This window comes from Nonomuraea sp. NPDC051941 (assembly GCF_044593615.1).
The window spans coordinates 172,320-187,594 of the sequence record NZ_JBIUCF010000003.1; the positions used below are offsets into that span (position 1 = coordinate 172,320).

At 71.0% G+C, this 15,275-nt stretch carries 14 protein-coding genes; all 14 read left to right on the plus strand.

Features of this window, described 5'->3' with window-relative positions:
• Nucleotides 1-9 precede the first annotated feature (9 nt).
• The 14 genes from pyrR (at nucleotide 10) to metK (ending at nucleotide 15,070) form a co-directional block, all read left to right on the plus strand.
• Nucleotides 10-555: a bifunctional pyr operon transcriptional regulator/uracil phosphoribosyltransferase PyrR gene (gene pyrR / locus ACIHFD_RS07310; RefSeq protein ID WP_185072969.1), complete on the plus strand. Its 546-nt coding sequence runs from the start codon at nucleotides 10-12 to the stop codon at nucleotides 553-555.
• Nucleotides 552-1,469 carry an aspartate carbamoyltransferase catalytic subunit gene (locus ACIHFD_RS07315; protein ID WP_350729083.1) on the plus strand — a complete coding sequence of 306 codons (918 nt, stop codon included), beginning with the start codon at nucleotides 552-554 and terminating at the stop codon, nucleotides 1,467-1,469. The genes pyrR and ACIHFD_RS07315 overlap by 4 nt, the downstream gene beginning before the upstream one ends.
• Nucleotides 1,466-2,752, plus strand: a complete 1,287-nt coding sequence (locus ACIHFD_RS07320; protein ID WP_397366005.1) for a dihydroorotase — start codon at nucleotides 1,466-1,468, stop codon at nucleotides 2,750-2,752. The genes ACIHFD_RS07315 and ACIHFD_RS07320 overlap by 4 nt, the downstream gene beginning before the upstream one ends.
• Nucleotides 2,749-3,855: a glutamine-hydrolyzing carbamoyl-phosphate synthase small subunit gene (gene carA / locus ACIHFD_RS07325; protein WP_397366006.1), complete on the plus strand. Its 1,107-nt coding sequence runs from the start codon at nucleotides 2,749-2,751 to the stop codon at nucleotides 3,853-3,855. The genes ACIHFD_RS07320 and carA overlap by 4 nt, the downstream gene beginning before the upstream one ends.
• Complete coding sequence (gene carB / locus ACIHFD_RS07330; RefSeq protein WP_397366007.1) at nucleotides 3,842-7,129, plus strand: carbamoyl-phosphate synthase large subunit; 3,288 nt, start codon at nucleotides 3,842-3,844, stop codon at nucleotides 7,127-7,129. The genes carA and carB overlap by 14 nt, the downstream gene beginning before the upstream one ends.
• Before the next feature lie 38 nt (nucleotides 7,130-7,167).
• Nucleotides 7,168-8,019, plus strand: coding sequence for a dihydroorotate dehydrogenase electron transfer subunit (locus ACIHFD_RS07335; RefSeq protein WP_350729091.1), 852 nt, complete (start codon nucleotides 7,168-7,170; stop codon nucleotides 8,017-8,019).
• Nucleotides 8,009-8,986: a dihydroorotate dehydrogenase gene (locus ACIHFD_RS07340; protein ID WP_350729093.1), complete on the plus strand. Its 978-nt coding sequence runs from the start codon at nucleotides 8,009-8,011 to the stop codon at nucleotides 8,984-8,986. Before ACIHFD_RS07335 ends, ACIHFD_RS07340 begins: the two co-directional genes overlap by 11 nt.
• 49 nt (nucleotides 8,987-9,035) lie before the next feature.
• Nucleotides 9,036-9,731, plus strand: coding sequence for an orotidine-5'-phosphate decarboxylase (gene pyrF / locus ACIHFD_RS07345; RefSeq protein WP_397366291.1), 696 nt, complete (start codon nucleotides 9,036-9,038; stop codon nucleotides 9,729-9,731).
• A gap of 894 nt (nucleotides 9,732-10,625) precedes the next feature.
• On the plus strand, nucleotides 10,626-10,949 hold the full coding sequence (gene mihF, locus ACIHFD_RS07350; protein ID WP_020541698.1) for an integration host factor, actinobacterial type: 324 nt from the start codon (nucleotides 10,626-10,628) through the stop codon (nucleotides 10,947-10,949).
• Between the two features lie 116 nt (nucleotides 10,950-11,065).
• On the plus strand, nucleotides 11,066-11,659 hold the full coding sequence (gene gmk, locus ACIHFD_RS07355) for a guanylate kinase (protein WP_185072975.1): 594 nt from the start codon (nucleotides 11,066-11,068) through the stop codon (nucleotides 11,657-11,659).
• A gap of 5 nt (nucleotides 11,660-11,664) precedes the next feature.
• Nucleotides 11,665-11,934 (plus strand): DNA-directed RNA polymerase subunit omega, encoded by a 270-nt coding sequence (gene rpoZ, locus ACIHFD_RS07360; protein WP_043638590.1) that lies wholly within the window; start codon nucleotides 11,665-11,667, stop codon nucleotides 11,932-11,934.
• Between the two features lie 8 nt (nucleotides 11,935-11,942).
• Nucleotides 11,943-13,250, plus strand: coding sequence for a bifunctional phosphopantothenoylcysteine decarboxylase/phosphopantothenate--cysteine ligase CoaBC (gene coaBC / locus ACIHFD_RS07365; protein ID WP_397366008.1), 1,308 nt, complete (start codon nucleotides 11,943-11,945; stop codon nucleotides 13,248-13,250).
• Between the two features lie 180 nt (nucleotides 13,251-13,430).
• A complete protein-coding gene (locus ACIHFD_RS07370; RefSeq protein WP_350729099.1) occupies nucleotides 13,431-13,754 on the plus strand; it encodes a hypothetical protein in 324 nt (107 codons plus the stop codon).
• 128 nt (nucleotides 13,755-13,882) lie between these two features.
• Entirely contained in the window at nucleotides 13,883-15,070 is a 1,188-nt protein-coding gene (gene metK, locus ACIHFD_RS07375) for a methionine adenosyltransferase (protein ID WP_397366009.1), read from the plus strand.
• Nucleotides 15,071-15,275 lie beyond the last annotated feature (205 nt).

A 15,275-nucleotide genomic window follows, 5' to 3' on the forward strand; every position in this document is an offset into this window, starting at 1 on the left:
AGATTCGCCATGTCCGATTCCAGGGCTGTCCTCGAGGCCCCTGACATCCACCGGGCGCTTACCCGCATAGCGCACGAGATCCTCGAGCGCACCAAGGGCGCCGACGACGTCGTGCTCCTCGGCATCCCGACCCGCGGCGCCACGCTGGCCCGCAGGCTCGGCGACCGCATCGAGCAGTTCGAAGGCGTCAAGATCCCGGTCGGCTCCATCGACATCACGATGTACCGCGACGACCTGCGGCTCAAGCCCGCCAGGCCGCTCGGCCGCACCGAGCTGCCGCCGGACGGCATCGACGGCAGGGTCGTCGTGCTCGTGGACGACGTCCTCTACTCCGGCCGCACCGTGCGCGCCGCGCTCGACGCGCTCAACGACCTCGGCCGGCCCACCGCGGTGCAGCTGGCCACGCTGGTCGACCGCGGCCACCGCGAGCTGCCCATCCGCGCCGACTACGTCGGCAAGAACCTCCCGACGGCCAAGAGCGAGAAGGTCAAGGTCTACCTGCAGGAGATCGACGGCCGCGACGCCGTGCTCCTCATGAAGGGGGACGCCAAGTGAACCGCCACCTGATCTCCGCGGGCGACCTCACCAAGGACGACGCGCTCCTCATCCTCGACACCGCCGAGGAGCTGGCGAGGGTCTCGGAACGTTCCATCAAGAAGCTGCCCACGCTGCGCGGGCGCACCGTGGTCAACCTGTTCTTCGAGGACTCCACCCGCACGCGCATCTCGTTCGAGGCGGCGGCCAAGCGGCTGTCCGCCGACGTGATCAACTTCTCGGCCAAGGGGTCGAGCGTCTCCAAGGGCGAGTCGCTCAAGGACACCGCGCTCACCCTCGAGGCCATGGGCGCCGACGCGGTCGTCATCCGCCACGGCGCCTCCGGCGCGCCGCACCGCCTGGCCAACTGGGTGCGCGGCAGCGTCGTCAACGCCGGCGACGGCACCCACGAGCACCCCACGCAGGCGCTGCTCGACGCCTTCTCGATGCGCCGCCGTCTGGGCAGCCTCGAAGGGCGCAAGGTCACGATCGTCGGCGACGTGCTGCACAGCCGGGTCGCCCGCTCCAACGTGCTGCTGCTCGACACGCTCGGCGCCGACGTCACGCTGGTGGCGCCGCCGACACTGCTGCCCGTCTCCGTCGGCTCCTGGCCGTGCGAGGTCTCCTACGACCTGGACGCGGTGCTGCCGAAGTCGGACGTGGTGATGATGCTGCGGGTGCAGAAGGAGCGGATGAACGCCGCCTACTTCCCCAGCGAGCGGGAGTACTCACGCCGGTACGGCCTGGACCGGGACCGGTTCGCCAAGATGCCCGAGGACGCCATCGTGATGCACCCCGGGCCGATGAACCGGGGCATGGAGATCGCCGCGGAGGTGGCCGACTCGGCGCGCTCCACGATCGTCGAGCAGGTCGCCAACGGTGTGACCATTCGCATGGCGGTGCTGTACCTGCTGCTGGGGGGAGAGAGCGCATGATCATCAGGAATGTCAGGATTCTCGGCGGGGAGCCCGTCGACATCCGCGTCGCCGACGGGGAGATCGCCGAGATCGGGCCGGGCCTGGAGGGGCCCGAGACCGTCGACGGCGGCGGCGCGATCGCGCTGCCCGGCCTCGTGGACCTGCACACCCACCTGCGCGAGCCCGGCCGCGAGGACGCCGAGACCGTGCAGACCGGCACCCAGTCGGCCGCCCGGGGCGGTTACACCGCCGTGCACGCCATGGCCAACACCTCGCCGGTCGCCGACACCGCGGGGGTCGTCGAGCAGGTGTGGCGGCTCGGGCGCGAGTTCGCGCACTGCGACGTCCACCCCGTCGGCGCCGTCACCGTCGGCCTGGAGGGCAAGCAGCTCGCCGAGCTGGGCGCGATGGCCGACTCGGCCGCCCGCGTGCGGGTCTTCTCCGACGACGGCAAGTGCGTGGACGACGCCGTGCTGATGCGCCGTGCCCTGGAGTACGTCAAGGCGTTCGACGGCGTCATCGCCCAGCACGCCCAGGAGCCCAGGCTCACCTCAGGGGCCCAGATGAACGAGGGCGTGATCTCCGGCAGGCTCGGCCTGACCGGCTGGCCCGCGGTCGCCGAAGAGGCGATCATCGCCCGCGACTGCCTCCTGGCCGCCCACGTCGGCTCCAGGCTGCACATCTGCCACGTCTCCACGGCCGGCTCGGTCGAGATCATCCGCTGGGCCAAGTCCAAGGGCTGGAACGTCACCTGCGAGGTCACCCCGCACCACCTCCTGCTCACCGACGACCTGGTCGAGGAGTCCCCGGTCGGCGCGTACAACCCGATCTACAAGGTCAACCCGCCGCTGCGCACCCGCGCCGACGTCGAAGCGCTGCGGGCCGCGCTGGCCGACGGCACGATCGACATCGTCGCCACCGACCACGCCCCCCACCCGGTCGAGGACAAGGAGACCGAGTGGTCGGCCGCGGCCATGGGCATGGTGGGCCTGGAGACGGCGCTCAGCGTGGTCCAGGAGGCCATGGTCGAGACCGGGCTGCTCGACTGGGCGGGCGTCGCCCAGCGCATGTCCGCCGTCCCGGCCCGCATCGGCCGGCTCGGCGGCCAGGGGCAGCCGCTGGAAGTGGGCGCCCCGGCCAACATCACGCTGTACGACCCGTCCGTGCGCACCGAGGTGGATCCGTCCGCATTCGCGTCGAAGAGCAGGAACACCCCGTACGAGGGGATGACGCTGCCCGGCCGGGTGGTGGCCACGTTCCTGCGCGGCAGGGCGACCGTTCTCGAAGGGAAGCTGGTTTGAACACATCGGTGCTCGTCCTGGAAGACGGCCGCGTCTTCCAGGGACGTCCGTACGGCGCCGAGGGCGAGACGTTCGGCGAGATGGTCTTCAACACCGGCATGACCGGCTACCAGGAGACCCTCACGGACCCGTCCTACCATCGGCAGATCGTCGCCATGACGGCGCCCCACATCGGCAACACCGGCGTCAACGACGAGGACCCCGAGTCCGGGCGCGTCTGGGTCGCCGGCTACGTCGTGCGCGAGCCGTCCAGGGTCGTCTCCAACTGGCGGGCCAACCGCTCGCTCGACGACTACCTCAAGGAGCAGGGCGTCGTCGGGATCGCCATCTCCGGCACCCGCGCGCTCACCCGCCACCTGCGCGAGCGCGGCGCCATGCGCGCCGGCATCTTCACCGCGCCCACCGTGCCGGTCGAGGAGCTGGTCGAGCGCGTGCGGCAGTCGCCCCGCATGGAGGGCGCCGACCTGGCCGCCGAGGTGGCCACCGCCGAGCCGTACGTCGTGCCGGCGATCGGCGAGAAGAGGTTCACGGTCGCGGCCGTCGACCTCGGCATCAAGGGCATGACGCCGCACCGGATGGCCGAGCGCGGCTGCGAGGTGCACGTGCTGCCCGCGACGGCCACGTACGAGCAGATCATGGCGGTCGAGCCGGACGGGGTCTTCTTCTCCAACGGGCCCGGCGACCCCGCCACGGCGGACGTGAGCGCGCTGCGGGGGATCCTGGAGGCCAGGGTCCCGTTCTTCGGGATCTGCTTCGGCAACCAGCTCTTCGGGCGGGCCCTGGGCCTTTCCACCTACAAGCTGCGTTACGGGCACCGGGGCGTCAACCAGCCCGTCCAGGACGTGCGCACCGGCAAGGTCGAGATCTCGGCGCACAACCACGGGTTCGCCGTGCGGGCACCGCTCGACGCGCCGTTCGAGACCCCGTACGGTCAGGCCGAGGTCAGCCACGTCAACCTCAACGACCGCTGCGTGGAGGGGCTGCGCCTGCTCGACGGGCGGGCCTTCAGCGTCCAGTACCACCCGGAGGCCGCCGCGGGCCCCCACGACGCCGCCTACCTTTTCGACGAGTTCTGTGAGGTCATGAGCCGTGCCCAAGCGTGAGGACATCAGGTCCGTCCTGGTGATCGGCTCGGGGCCGATCGTGATCGGCCAGGCGTGCGAGTTCGACTACTCCGGCACCCAGGCGTGCCGCGTGCTGCGGGCCGAGGGGTTCCGCGTCGTCCTGGTCAACAGCAACCCGGCGACGATCATGACGGACCCCGAGTTCGCCGACGCCACGTACGTCGAGCCGATCACCCCCGAGTTCGTCGAGAAGATCATCGCCAAGGAGCGGCCCGACGCGCTGCTGCCGACCCTGGGCGGGCAGACCGCGCTCAACACCGCGGTCGCGCTGCACGAGTCGGGCGTGCTGGAGAAGTACGGCGTCGAGCTGATCGGCGCCGACTTCGACGCGATCCAGGCGGGGGAGAACCGCGAGCGGTTCAAGGAGATCGTCGCCAAGGTGGCCCGCGAGCGCGGGCTCAACGCCGAGTCGGCCAGGTCGGCCATCTGCCACACGATGGAGGAGTGCCTGGCCGCCGCGGGCGAGCTGGGCTACCCGGTCGTGGTCAGGCCGTCGTTCACCATGGGCGGGGCCGGCTCCGGCTTCGCCTACGACGAGACCGACCTGCGCCGCATCGGCGGCGCCGGGCTCGACGCCTCTCCGACCACCGAGGTGCTCCTGGAGGAGTCGATCCTCGGCTGGAAGGAGTACGAGCTGGAGGTCATGCGCGACAAGCACGACAACGTCGTCATCGTCTGCTCCATCGAGAACATCGACCCGATGGGCGTCCACACCGGCGACAGCGTCACCGTCGCGCCCGCGCTGACCCTGACCGACCGCGAATACCAGAACATGCGCGACGTCGCCATCGCCGTCATCCGCGAGGTCGGCGTCGACACCGGCGGCTGCAACATCCAGTTCGCGGTCGACCCGCGCACCGGCCGCATGATCGTCATCGAGATGAACCCGCGCGTGTCCCGATCGAGCGCTCTGGCCTCCAAGGCCACCGGGTTCCCGATCGCGAAGATCGCGGCCAAGCTGGCCATCGGCTACACCCTCGACGAGATCCCCAACGACATCACCAAGGAGACCCCGGCCTCCTTCGAGCCGACGCTCGACTACATCGTGGTGAAGGTGCCGAGGTTCGCGTTCGAGAAGTTCAAGGGCGCCGACCAGACGCTCACCACGCACATGAAGTCCGTGGGCGAGGCCATGGCCATCGGCCGCTCCTTCCCCGAGGCGCTGCAGAAGGCGCTGCGGTCGCTGGAGAAGAAGGAGTCCTCCTTCACCTGGGCGGGCGAGAGCGGCGACAAGGCCGAGCTGCTCGAGCGCTGCCGCACCCCGCACGACGGGCGGCTGCGCACGATGCAGCAGGCCATCAGGGCGGGCGCCACGCCCGAGGAGGTGTTCGAGGCGACCAGCGTCGACCCGTGGTTCGTCGACCAACTCTTCCTGCTCCACGAGGAGGCCGGGGAGGTCGCCGCCGCCGCCGAGCTGACCTCCGAGGTGCTCGAGCGGGCCAAGCGGCACGGGTTCAGCGACGCGCAGATCGGCGAGATCCGCGGCATCGACGAGGCTCGGGTCCGCGACCTGCGCCACGCGCTGGGGCTGCGCCCGGTCTACAACACCGTCGACACCTGCGCCGCCGAGTTCGCCGCGAGGACGCCGTACCTCTACTCCACCTACGACGAGGAGAACGAGGTCCCCTACGGCGAGCGCGAGAAGGTCATCATCCTCGGCTCCGGGCCCAACCGCATCGGGCAGGGCATCGAGTTCGACTACGCGTGCGTGCACGCCTCGTTCGAGCTGTCCAGGGCCGGGTTCGAGACCGTCATGGTCAACTGCAACCCGGAGACCGTCTCGACCGACTACGACACCTCCGACCGGCTCTACTTCGAGCCGCTCACCCTGGAGGACGTGCTGGAGGTCGTCCACGCCGAGCAGCAGACCGGCCCGGTCGCGGGCGTGATCGTGCAGCTCGGCGGCCAGACGCCCCTCGGCTTGGCGCAGGCGCTCAAGGACGCGGGCGTGCCCGTGGTCGGCACCTCGCCGGAGTCGATCCACCTGGCCGAGGAGCGCGGCGCGTTCGGGCGGGTGCTGGCCGAGGCGGGGCTGCCCGCGCCCAAGCACGGCACCGCGCTCACCGTCGCCGAGGCCCGGGAGATCGCCGAGGAGATCGGCTACCCCGTGCTCGTCCGGCCGTCCTACGTGCTCGGCGGCGCCGGCATGGCCATCGTGTACGACGACGAGACGCTGACGACGTACATGGCGGCCCAGGAGGGCGGCCACCCGGTGCTGGTGGACAAGTTCCTGGACGAGGCCATCGAGATCGACGTCGACGCCCTCTACGACGGCTCGGAGCTCTATCTCGGCGGTGTCATGGAGCACATCGAGGAGGCCGGGATCCACTCCGGCGACTCGGCGTGCGCGCTGCCGCCCATCACGCTCGGCAGCCACGACATCAAGCGCATCCGCGCCGCCACCGAGGCCATCGCCGCCGGGGTGGGCGTGCGCGGCCTGCTGAACGTCCAGTACGCGATGTCGGCCGGCGTCCTCTACGTCCTGGAGGCCAACCCGCGGGCCAGCCGCACCGTGCCGTTCGTGTCCAAGGCCACGGCGGCGCCGCTGGCCAAGGCGGCGGCCCGGGTGATGCTCGGCGCGTCGATCGCCTCGCTGCGCGAGGAGGGCATGCTGCCCGCGACCGGCGACGGCGGGACGCTGCCGTTGGACGCGTCGATCGCGGTCAAGGAGGCGGTGCTGCCGTTCAACCGCTTCCGGGGCGTGGACATCGTGCTGGGGCCCGAGATGCGCTCCACGGGCGAGGTCATGGGCATCGACGAGTTCTTCGGGATCGCGTACGCCAAGTCCCAGGCGGGCGCCTACGGCGAGCTGCCGACCAAGGGACGCGCGTTCGTGTCGGTGGCCAACCGGGACAAGCGTGCCATGATCTTCCCTGTGAAGGCGCTCGCGGATCTCGGATTCGAGATCCTGGCCACCGAGGGGACCGCCGAGGTGCTGCGCCGCAACGGCGTCCATGCCAAGATCGTGCGCAAGCAGAGCGAGGGTCCCGGTCCCGGAGGTGAGCGCACGAGCGTGCAGGCCATTCTCGACGGCGAGGTCGACCTGATCGTCAACACGCCGTTCGGCAGCCCCGGGCAGTCGGGGCCGCGGCTCGACGGCTACGAGATCCGCACCGCCGCGGTGCTGCGCGGCATCCCGTGCATCACCACGGTCTCAGGGCTCGCCGCGGCGGCGGCGGGCATCCAGGCGATCGTGCGCGGCGATGTCGGCGTACGGTCGCTCCAGGAGCACGCACAGGCACTCCGGGGCTGACCCCGCACGGGAGGTGAAGACGACTGGCCGGCACTCCGGTGCAGGTGACGGGCACGGTGCTGACCACGCGCCGGGTCGACGCCTACCATGCGCTGACGGTGGTGGCGCCCGGCATAGCCGAGCGCTACCGCCCCGGTCACTTCGTCTCCGTCGCGGTCGGCGGGGGCCAGACGTCGATGGTGACGCGCCGCGCGCTGTCCATCCATGACGTCAAGTCCGACTACGGCGGCACGGTCGAGCTGGTCTTCACCGCCCGTGGCCCCGGCACGGCCTGGCTGGCCGAGCGGCGCGCCCGCGACACGCTCGACCTGGTCGGGCCGCTCGGCCGGCCCTTTCCGCTGCCGCGCGACCCGGTGCACTGCGTGCTGGTCGGCGCCGAGTACGGCTCCGCGTTGCTGTTCCCGCTGGCCGACGCGCTGCTGGCGCGGGGCTGCCGGGTCGACTTCGTGCTGGGCGGGGCCGGGGCCGAGCGGGTGTTCGGTGCCATGCGGGCCCGCCGCATCGCCGAGACCACCACGCTGACCACCGAGGACGGCTCGCTCGGGCTTCGCGGCAAGGTCACCGACGCGCTACCGTCGGTGATCGCCGACACGCGGGCCGACGCGGTCTACGCCTGCGCTCCGATGGAGACGCTGCGGGCCGTGACGGCGGTGTCGATGGAGTTCGACATCCCGGTGCAGGTGGCCGTCGAGGAGTCGATGGCCTGCGGCATCGGGGTGTGCATGACGTGCGTGCTGCCCGTCATCGGGGATGACGGGGTGACCAGGATGGTGCGGGCATGCGCGGAAGGACCGGTGTTCCGGGGGGAGCGGGTGCGCTTCGAGGACGTGGGAACGATCCCGTTCGACGCGCTCGGCGCCCCCGGAGGCGGTGCACGACATGTCAGTTGATATGCGGACATTTCTGGCGCATGTGGAGCTCGCGAACCCGATCACCACGGCCGCCGGATGCGCCGCGTCCGGGCGGGAGCTGGCCCAGTTCTTCGACCTGCACCGGCTCGGGGCGCTGACCACCCGCTCGATCACCATGGCCCCGCGCGCCGGGCGGCCCACGCCGCGCATGGCCGAGACGCCCTCGGGCATGCTCAACGCGGTCGGCCTGCAGGGGCCGGGCATCGACGCGTTCCTGGAGCGCGAGCTGCCCTGGCTCGCGCAGCGGGGCATCAAGACCATCGTCTCGATCGGCGGCGGCACCGTCGCCGAATACTCCGAGCTGGCCCGCAGGCTCGCCGACGCGCCCGGGGTCACCGCTCTCGAGGTCAACCTCTCCTGCCCGAACATGGAGGACCGCGGCCGCGTCTTCGCCCGCGAGGGCAGCGCCGCGGCCGAGGTGATCGCCTCGGTCCGCTCGATCATGCGCTACGACGTGCCGGTCGTGGCCAAGCTGGCCCCCGACGTGGCCGACATCGTGTCGGTCGCGCGGGCCTGCGTGGACGCGGGGGCCGACGCCCTGTCCATGATCAACAACCCGCTGGGCATGGCCATCGACACCGAGGCGCTGCGGCCCTCGCTCGCCGCCGTGACCGGAGGGCTGTCGGGGCCCGCGATCCTGCCGCTCGCCGTACGGTGCGTGTGGCAGGTCCACGCCGCCCTGCCCGGGGTGCCCCTCATCGGCATCGGCGGCGTGATGAGCGGCAGGGACGCCTTCCAGCTGGTCCTGGCGGGCGCCTGTGTGGTCGGAGTGGGCACGGCGCTGTTCCATGACCCCTACGCCTGCCTGCGCATCGAACGCGAGCTTGAGGACCTTCTGAGGGCCCGCGGTTTCCAGCGCCTGGCCGACGCCGTCGGCCTCGCCCACCGCCCGCCGGGGAGCGCCCCCCGCCACCTGCTCGTCGACTCCGAAGAGAGCACACCATGATCATCAGCTGCCGTATCGAGGAGAGTTCGTCTTGAGTCCCGCCCCGCTCCTGACTCCCGCGCCCATCGCCGTCGCCCTGGACGCCCCGGACCTGGAGACCGCCGCCCAGTGGGCGGCCCTGGTGACGCCGCACGTCAGCACGGTCAAGGTGGGCCTGGAGCTCTACCTCCGCTACGGCCCCGACGTGATCGCCTCGGTGCGGGGGGCCAGCGGCGTGCAGGTGTTCCTCGACCTCAAGCTCCACGACATCCCCAACACCGTCGCCGGCGCCTCCCGCGCCGTCTCCCGGCTGCGCCCGGCCATCCTCACCGTGCACGCCGCCGGGGGCCCCGCCATGATCCGCGCCGCCGTGGAGGCCGCCGACCCGCAGACCCAGATCGCCGCGGTGACGATCCTCACCTCGCTGTCGGAGGCCGACCTGGCGCGCATCGGGCTCGTGGGGCCCGCCGACGACGCCGTGCGCCGCCTGGCCGCCCTGTCGGTGGAGTCGGGCGCCAAGGGGCTGGTGTGCTCGCCCAACGAGGTGTCCGCGGTGCGGGCGGAGGTGGGGGAGGGGATCACGCTCATCACGCCGGGGGTGCGGCCTGCGGGGGCCGACACGCAGGACCAGGCGCGGGTCGCCACGCCCGAACAGGCCCTCGCCGACGGCGCCGACCTCCTCGTCATCGGCCGCCCCATCACCGCCTCCCCCGACCCGGGCGCAGCCGCCGCCGCCATAGCCTCTTCTCTCCGCCGCGCCTCTTAACCCACTTCTGCGGCTGCGCGCCGTTCAAGCCCATCTTTACGGTGGGCCGCACGTCGATCTTCAAGCCCATCTTTTACGGCTCCGCACGGTGGGCCGCACGCGCCGACGCCCGTGGCCGTCTGTCATGGCCGGTCGTGAAGGCTCACGGGCCGGTCGCCGTGACGACGCGCACTCTTGGCCGGCTCCGTGGCGAATCGCCGGCCCATCGCGCCCGCACCCTCGGCTAGCCAGCCCCCTCAGTCAGCCGACGCCTGCCGTTCCGCCCATCGGAGCGCTCGCCCCGACCGGGTGGACGGACGACCAGCCCCTCAGACCGGCCTCTCAGCTTGGCCCCCAACCCCGGTCGGTAGTCGATCGCCCGCCGGCCTCTCAACCCCGCCTGGGAGCCGATCGCCCTTCAGGCCCGCCGTCACGGTGCTCAACGTGGCGCGGTCGGGTCCGCGACGCGGGTGATCGCGTGGCGCGGTGGGTGGGTGATCCGCGGGCTCGGATCGGGGTGGTGGGTCCCTCGGCGCGGGGGTGCCGTCCGTGGGGTGGGCGGCGGGGATTGTGGATCATGCCGTGCCGGGGTGCCTGGCAAGATCGTAATGCATCCGCGGGGGCCTGCGCACGCGATCTTCGGAATGGGTTTCGGCCCTGGTCTGGGCGGGGTTTCGGACATCGGTGGATGGCTGGAATGCGATCATCGTTGCGTTTCGCGACACCGTCGCGGGCCGACGCGCGAACCGGGAAGTGAGGGCGATTTGATCAGCACAATGTGATTTTACGATCACGCAGAGTGATGAAGTGGATTTTGTGAGGAGAGAAACGGCGCTTGACGTTGCTTAGGGGGCGATGACCAGCTAGTTTCCCTTCCCGTCCGAGTACATCGACAGAAATTCGAGGTGACCCGGCGTGGCTCTTCCTCCACTGACCCCTGAGCAGCGCGCCGCAGCCCTGGAGAAGGCTGCCAAGGCCCGTAAAGAGCGTGCCGAGGTCAAGAACCGGCTCAAGCATGGCGCGGTTTCTCTGGCTGAGGTGCTCAAGGATGGGCAGACCGACGACGTCATCGGCAAGATGAAGGTGTCGGCTCTGTTGGAATCGCTCCCCGGCGTCGGCAAGGTCCGCGCCAAGCAGCTCATGGAGCGGCTTGCCATCGCCGAGTCCCGCCGCGTGCGGGGTCTCGGCGCGAACCAGAGGGCCTCCCTCGAGCGCGAGTTCGGTGGCAACGAGAGCTAATCTCTGTTCCACAAGAAAGCGCAGGTTCAACGGGGGGTAGGAAAGTGACCGACAGGTCCTGGTCCGGCGAAGTCAGTGCCTACGAGGCATTCGGGCCCGGCGCGGAGGTCGGATTCTTGCCCTTGAGCGAACGGCGGCTGACGGTCCTTTCAGGGCCGTCGGGCGTCGGAAAGTCCACGGTCGTCGCCGAGCTCCGGCGGGCACACCCCGCGGTGTGGCTGTCGGTCTCGGTGACCACCAGGAGGCCCCGTCCCGGTGAGGTGAACGGGGTCCACTACTACTTCGTCGACGGCGAGGAGTTCGACCGGCTGGTGACGGCCGGGGAGCTGCTCGAGTGGGCGGAGTTCGCGGGAAACCGCTACGGCACGCCGCGCGAGCCGGTGCTGAAGAAGCTCGCCGACGGGGTCCCCACCCTGCTCGAAATCGACCTCGAAGGCGCCAGGCAGGTGCGCAGGAGCATGCCCGAGGCCCTGCTGGTGTTCCTGGCCCCGCCCACCTGGGAGGAGCTGGAGAAGCGGCTGCGTGGCCGTGGCACCGAGCCCGAGGACGTCATCGCGCGCCGCCTGGAGGCAGGGCGGGTCGAGATGGCCGCGGAGCAGGAGTTCGACTTGACACTCGTGAACACAAGTGTCCAAGACGTGTGCCGCCGGCTGATAGCCTTGATGACTGACCCTCAGGGGGTCACGACAACCACCAACCGAGAGGTCTGACAATCGTGGCAGGCACCACCCCGGCCGCGGAGGGCATCACCAACCCGCCGATCGACGCGCTGCTCGACATCGTCGACAGCAAGTACTCCCTGGTGATCATGGGCGCCAAGCGCGCCCGCCAGATCAACGCTTACTACTCCCAGCTCGGCGAGGGCCTGCTGGAGTACGTCGGCCCGCTGGTCGAGACGCACGCGCAGGAGAAGCCGCTGTCCATCGCGCTGCGCGAGGTCTCCGAGGGCCTGCTCAACGCCGAGCCCATCGAAGGCGCGGTCTGACTCCTTCGATGAAGGTCGTCCTGGGCGTCAGCGGCGGCATCGCCGCGTACAAGGCTTGCGAGCTGCTGCGCCTGTTCACCGAGTCGGGGCACGAGGTGCGGGTCGTGCCGACCCGCGAGGCGCTGAAGTTCGTGGGCGCGCCCACCTGGGCCGCCCTGTCCGGCAACCCCGTGTCCGCCGAGGTCTGGGACGACGTTCACGAGGTGCCCCACGTGCGGATCGGCAAGCAGGCCGATCTCGTCGTGGTGGCGCCCGCGACCGCCGACGTGCTCGCCAGGGCGGCCCACGGGCTGGCCGGCGACCTGCTCACCAACACGCTGCTGACGGCCACCTGCCCGGTCGTGTTCGCGCCCGCGATGCACACCGAGATGTGGCAGCACCCCGCCACCCGCGCCAACGTCGAGACGCTGCGCGAGCGGGGCGCCGTCGTGATCGACCCCGCCGTCGGGCGCCTCACCGGCGCCGACACCGGCCCCGGGCGCCTGCCCGACCCCGCGGAGATCTTCGAGGTCTGCCTGCGGGTGCTGCGCGGCCGGCCCCGCGACCTGGCCGGGCGCAAGGTCGTCGTCTCCGCCGGAGGCACGCGGGAGGCGATCGACCCGGTCCGCTACCTCGGCAACCGCTCCTCGGGGCGGCAGGGCTACGCGCTGGCGCGCACGGCGGCCGCCCGGGGGGCCGAGGTGACGCTGGTGGCGGCCAATGTCACGCTGCCCGACCCCGCCGGGGCCAAGATCGTACGGGTGGAGTCGGCGTCCGAGCTGCGCGATGCGGTGCTCGCCGCCGCGGCCGACGCCGACGCGGTGGTCATGGCCGCCGCGGTGGCCGACTTCCGGCCCGCCACGCGGCACGAGGCGAAGATCAAGAAGACGGACGGCGAGCCGGAGCCGATCTTCCTGGCCAAGAATCCCGACATCCTCGCCGAGCTCGGCACCCTCCGCCGCGAGGCCCGCGCCGCGCAAACGCGCCACGCAGACGCGGCCCAGCCCCTCCCGGCCGCCGCGGATCCGGATCCTGTCGTCGCCGGGCTTGAGCCGGGTGATGTCGTGCCGCGCCGGGAGCGTGGGGCGTACCCCGAGGTGATCGTCGGGTTCGCCGCCGAGACGCACGACGTGCTCGCCAACGGCCAGGCCAAACTCGCCCGCAAGGGGTGCGACCTGCTGGTCGTCAACCAGGTGGGGGAGGGGCTGGCGTTCGGCACGCCCGACAACGCGGCCACCGTGCTGGTGGCGGGCGGCGACCCGGTCGAGGTGCCGTTCGGGCCCAAGGAGGCCCTCGCCGACGTCGTGTGGGACCTCGTGGCGGCCCGCCTTCCCTAGCGTGGCCCCGGCCCTGCCGGGATGTGCGTATCCGGTGCTCGTACCCGGTATTGGACCGTTCAAATCGTGCAAGAGCGATTACCCGATCACCTATTGCTACACCCCTGTCGCCTGCGGATACTTGGGGCGAAGGGGGATGGAATGCCGGTGGGTTCTGCTGTCAGAGACCGTTGTAGAACATTGCTCGGCGACCAGGGGGAGATCCGCTACGTCTTTCCGGCGGTGTCGGCGGGACCGGGCGGGACGGGGAATTTCCTGATCGTGGTCACCGCTTCCTCGATATCGGTGCTGGCCACCAGGACGCTCAGGAGCGATCGGCCGGTCGCGGTGTTCGCGGAGTTCCCGCGACACACCAGGCTCGGCCCCATCCTGCCCGGACCGGTCATCGAGCTGGACTCCATGGTGTTCGAGTTCGATGAGGAGTACGCCGCGGTGGTGGCGGCCGCCGACGCGGAGATCTTCGCGCCGGAGACCCTGCCGCCCGACCCCCTGCCCGAGCTGTGACGGAAACAGGAGCGCGGACGGTTTCGCGCCCTGGCGCCGGGTGGGGCTAGACTTCGGCGAGGCCCAGGTATGCCTATGCGTCCCGGGCCTTAAATCCGTCAGCAGCCGCTGCATGAGGAGCCACTGAGTTGTCACGTCGCCTGTTCACCTCCGAGTCGGTCACCGAAGGCCACCCGGACAAGATCGCTGACCAGATCAGTGACGCGATTCTCGACGCCATGCTCAAGGACGACCCCAAGAGCCGGGTCGCGGTCGAGACGCTGATCACTACCGGCCAGGTCCATGTCGCAGGCGAGGTCACCACCGAGACCTACATCGACATCCCGGCCCTCATCCGGGAGAAGATCCTCGAGATCGGCTACGACGCCTCCCACAAGGGCTTCGACGGCGCTTCGTGCGGCGTGTCGGTGTCCATCGGCGCCCAGTCCCCCGACATCGCCCAGGGCGTCAACGACGCCTACGAGAGCCGGGTCGACCAGGCCGAGGACGAGCTGGACCGCCAGGGCGCGGGCGACCAGGGCCTCATGTTCGGCTATGCCTGCCGCGACACCCCCGAGCTCATGCCGCTGCCGATCACCCTGGCCCACCGGCTGGCGCAGCGGTTGTCGGAGGTGCGCAAGAGCGGCACGGTGCCCTACCTCCGTCCCGACGGCAAGACACAGGTGACGATCGAGTACGACGGCGACACGCCCGTCCGCCTCGACACGGTGGTGGTCTCCACGCAGCACGCGGCGGAGATCGACCTGAAGGAGATGCTGACGCCGGACATCAAGGAGCACGTGGTCGACCCCGTGCTGGCCGGCCTCGACCTCGACACCGAGGGCTACCGCCTGCTGGTCAACCCGACCGGCCGCTTCGAGATCGGCGGCCCGATGGGCGACGCCGGCCTGACCGGCCGCAAGATCATCATCGACACCTACGGCGGCATGGCCCGCCACGGTGGCGGCGCCTTCTCCGGCAAGGACCCGTCCAAGGTCGACCGCTCGGCGGCCTACGCCATGCGCTGGGTGGCCAAGAACGTCGTCGCCGCCGGCCTGGCCGACCGGTGCGAGGTCCAGGTCGCGTACGCGATCGGCAAGGCGCAGCCGGTGGGTCTGTTCGTGGAGTGCTTCGGCACCGAGAAGCTGCCGGTCGAGAAGATCCAGGACGCCGTCCTCCAGGTCTTCGACCTGCGCCCGGCCGCCATCATCCGCGACCTCGACCTGCTGCGCCCGATCTACTCGGAGACCGCCGCCTACGGCCACTTCGGCCGTGAGGGCTTCTCCTGGGAGTCCACGGACCGCGCCGAGGCCCTGCGCACCGCCGCCGGTCTCTGACCCACGCCGTCCGAGCTCAAGGGGCGCCGCCTTGGTGTGCGGCGCCTCTGGGCGTGTCAGGCGCGCCCCGGAGCCGGCGCGGCTCCGGAAGGCGGCCCTCGCGGCCTTGAGGTCCGGGGACGCGCGGCGTGCTCGACGACCGGCCCACCTGGGTTGACGCGGCCTTCCGGCGTGCCCGTAACCGCTGGGGGCAAGTGGCCCCGGC

Coding starts and splice junctions, on each gene's coding strand:
- pyrR (WP_185072969.1), top strand. CDS start 10: ATGTCCGATTCCAGGGCTGTCCTCGAGGCCCCTGACATCCACCGGGCG.
- ACIHFD_RS07320 (WP_397366005.1), top strand. CDS start 1,466: ATGATCATCAGGAATGTCAGGATTCTCGGCGGGGAGCCCGTCGACATC.
- ACIHFD_RS07340 (WP_350729093.1), top strand. CDS start 8,009: ATGTCAGTTGATATGCGGACATTTCTGGCGCATGTGGAGCTCGCGAAC.
- coaBC (WP_397366008.1), top strand. CDS start 11,943: ATGAAGGTCGTCCTGGGCGTCAGCGGCGGCATCGCCGCGTACAAGGCT.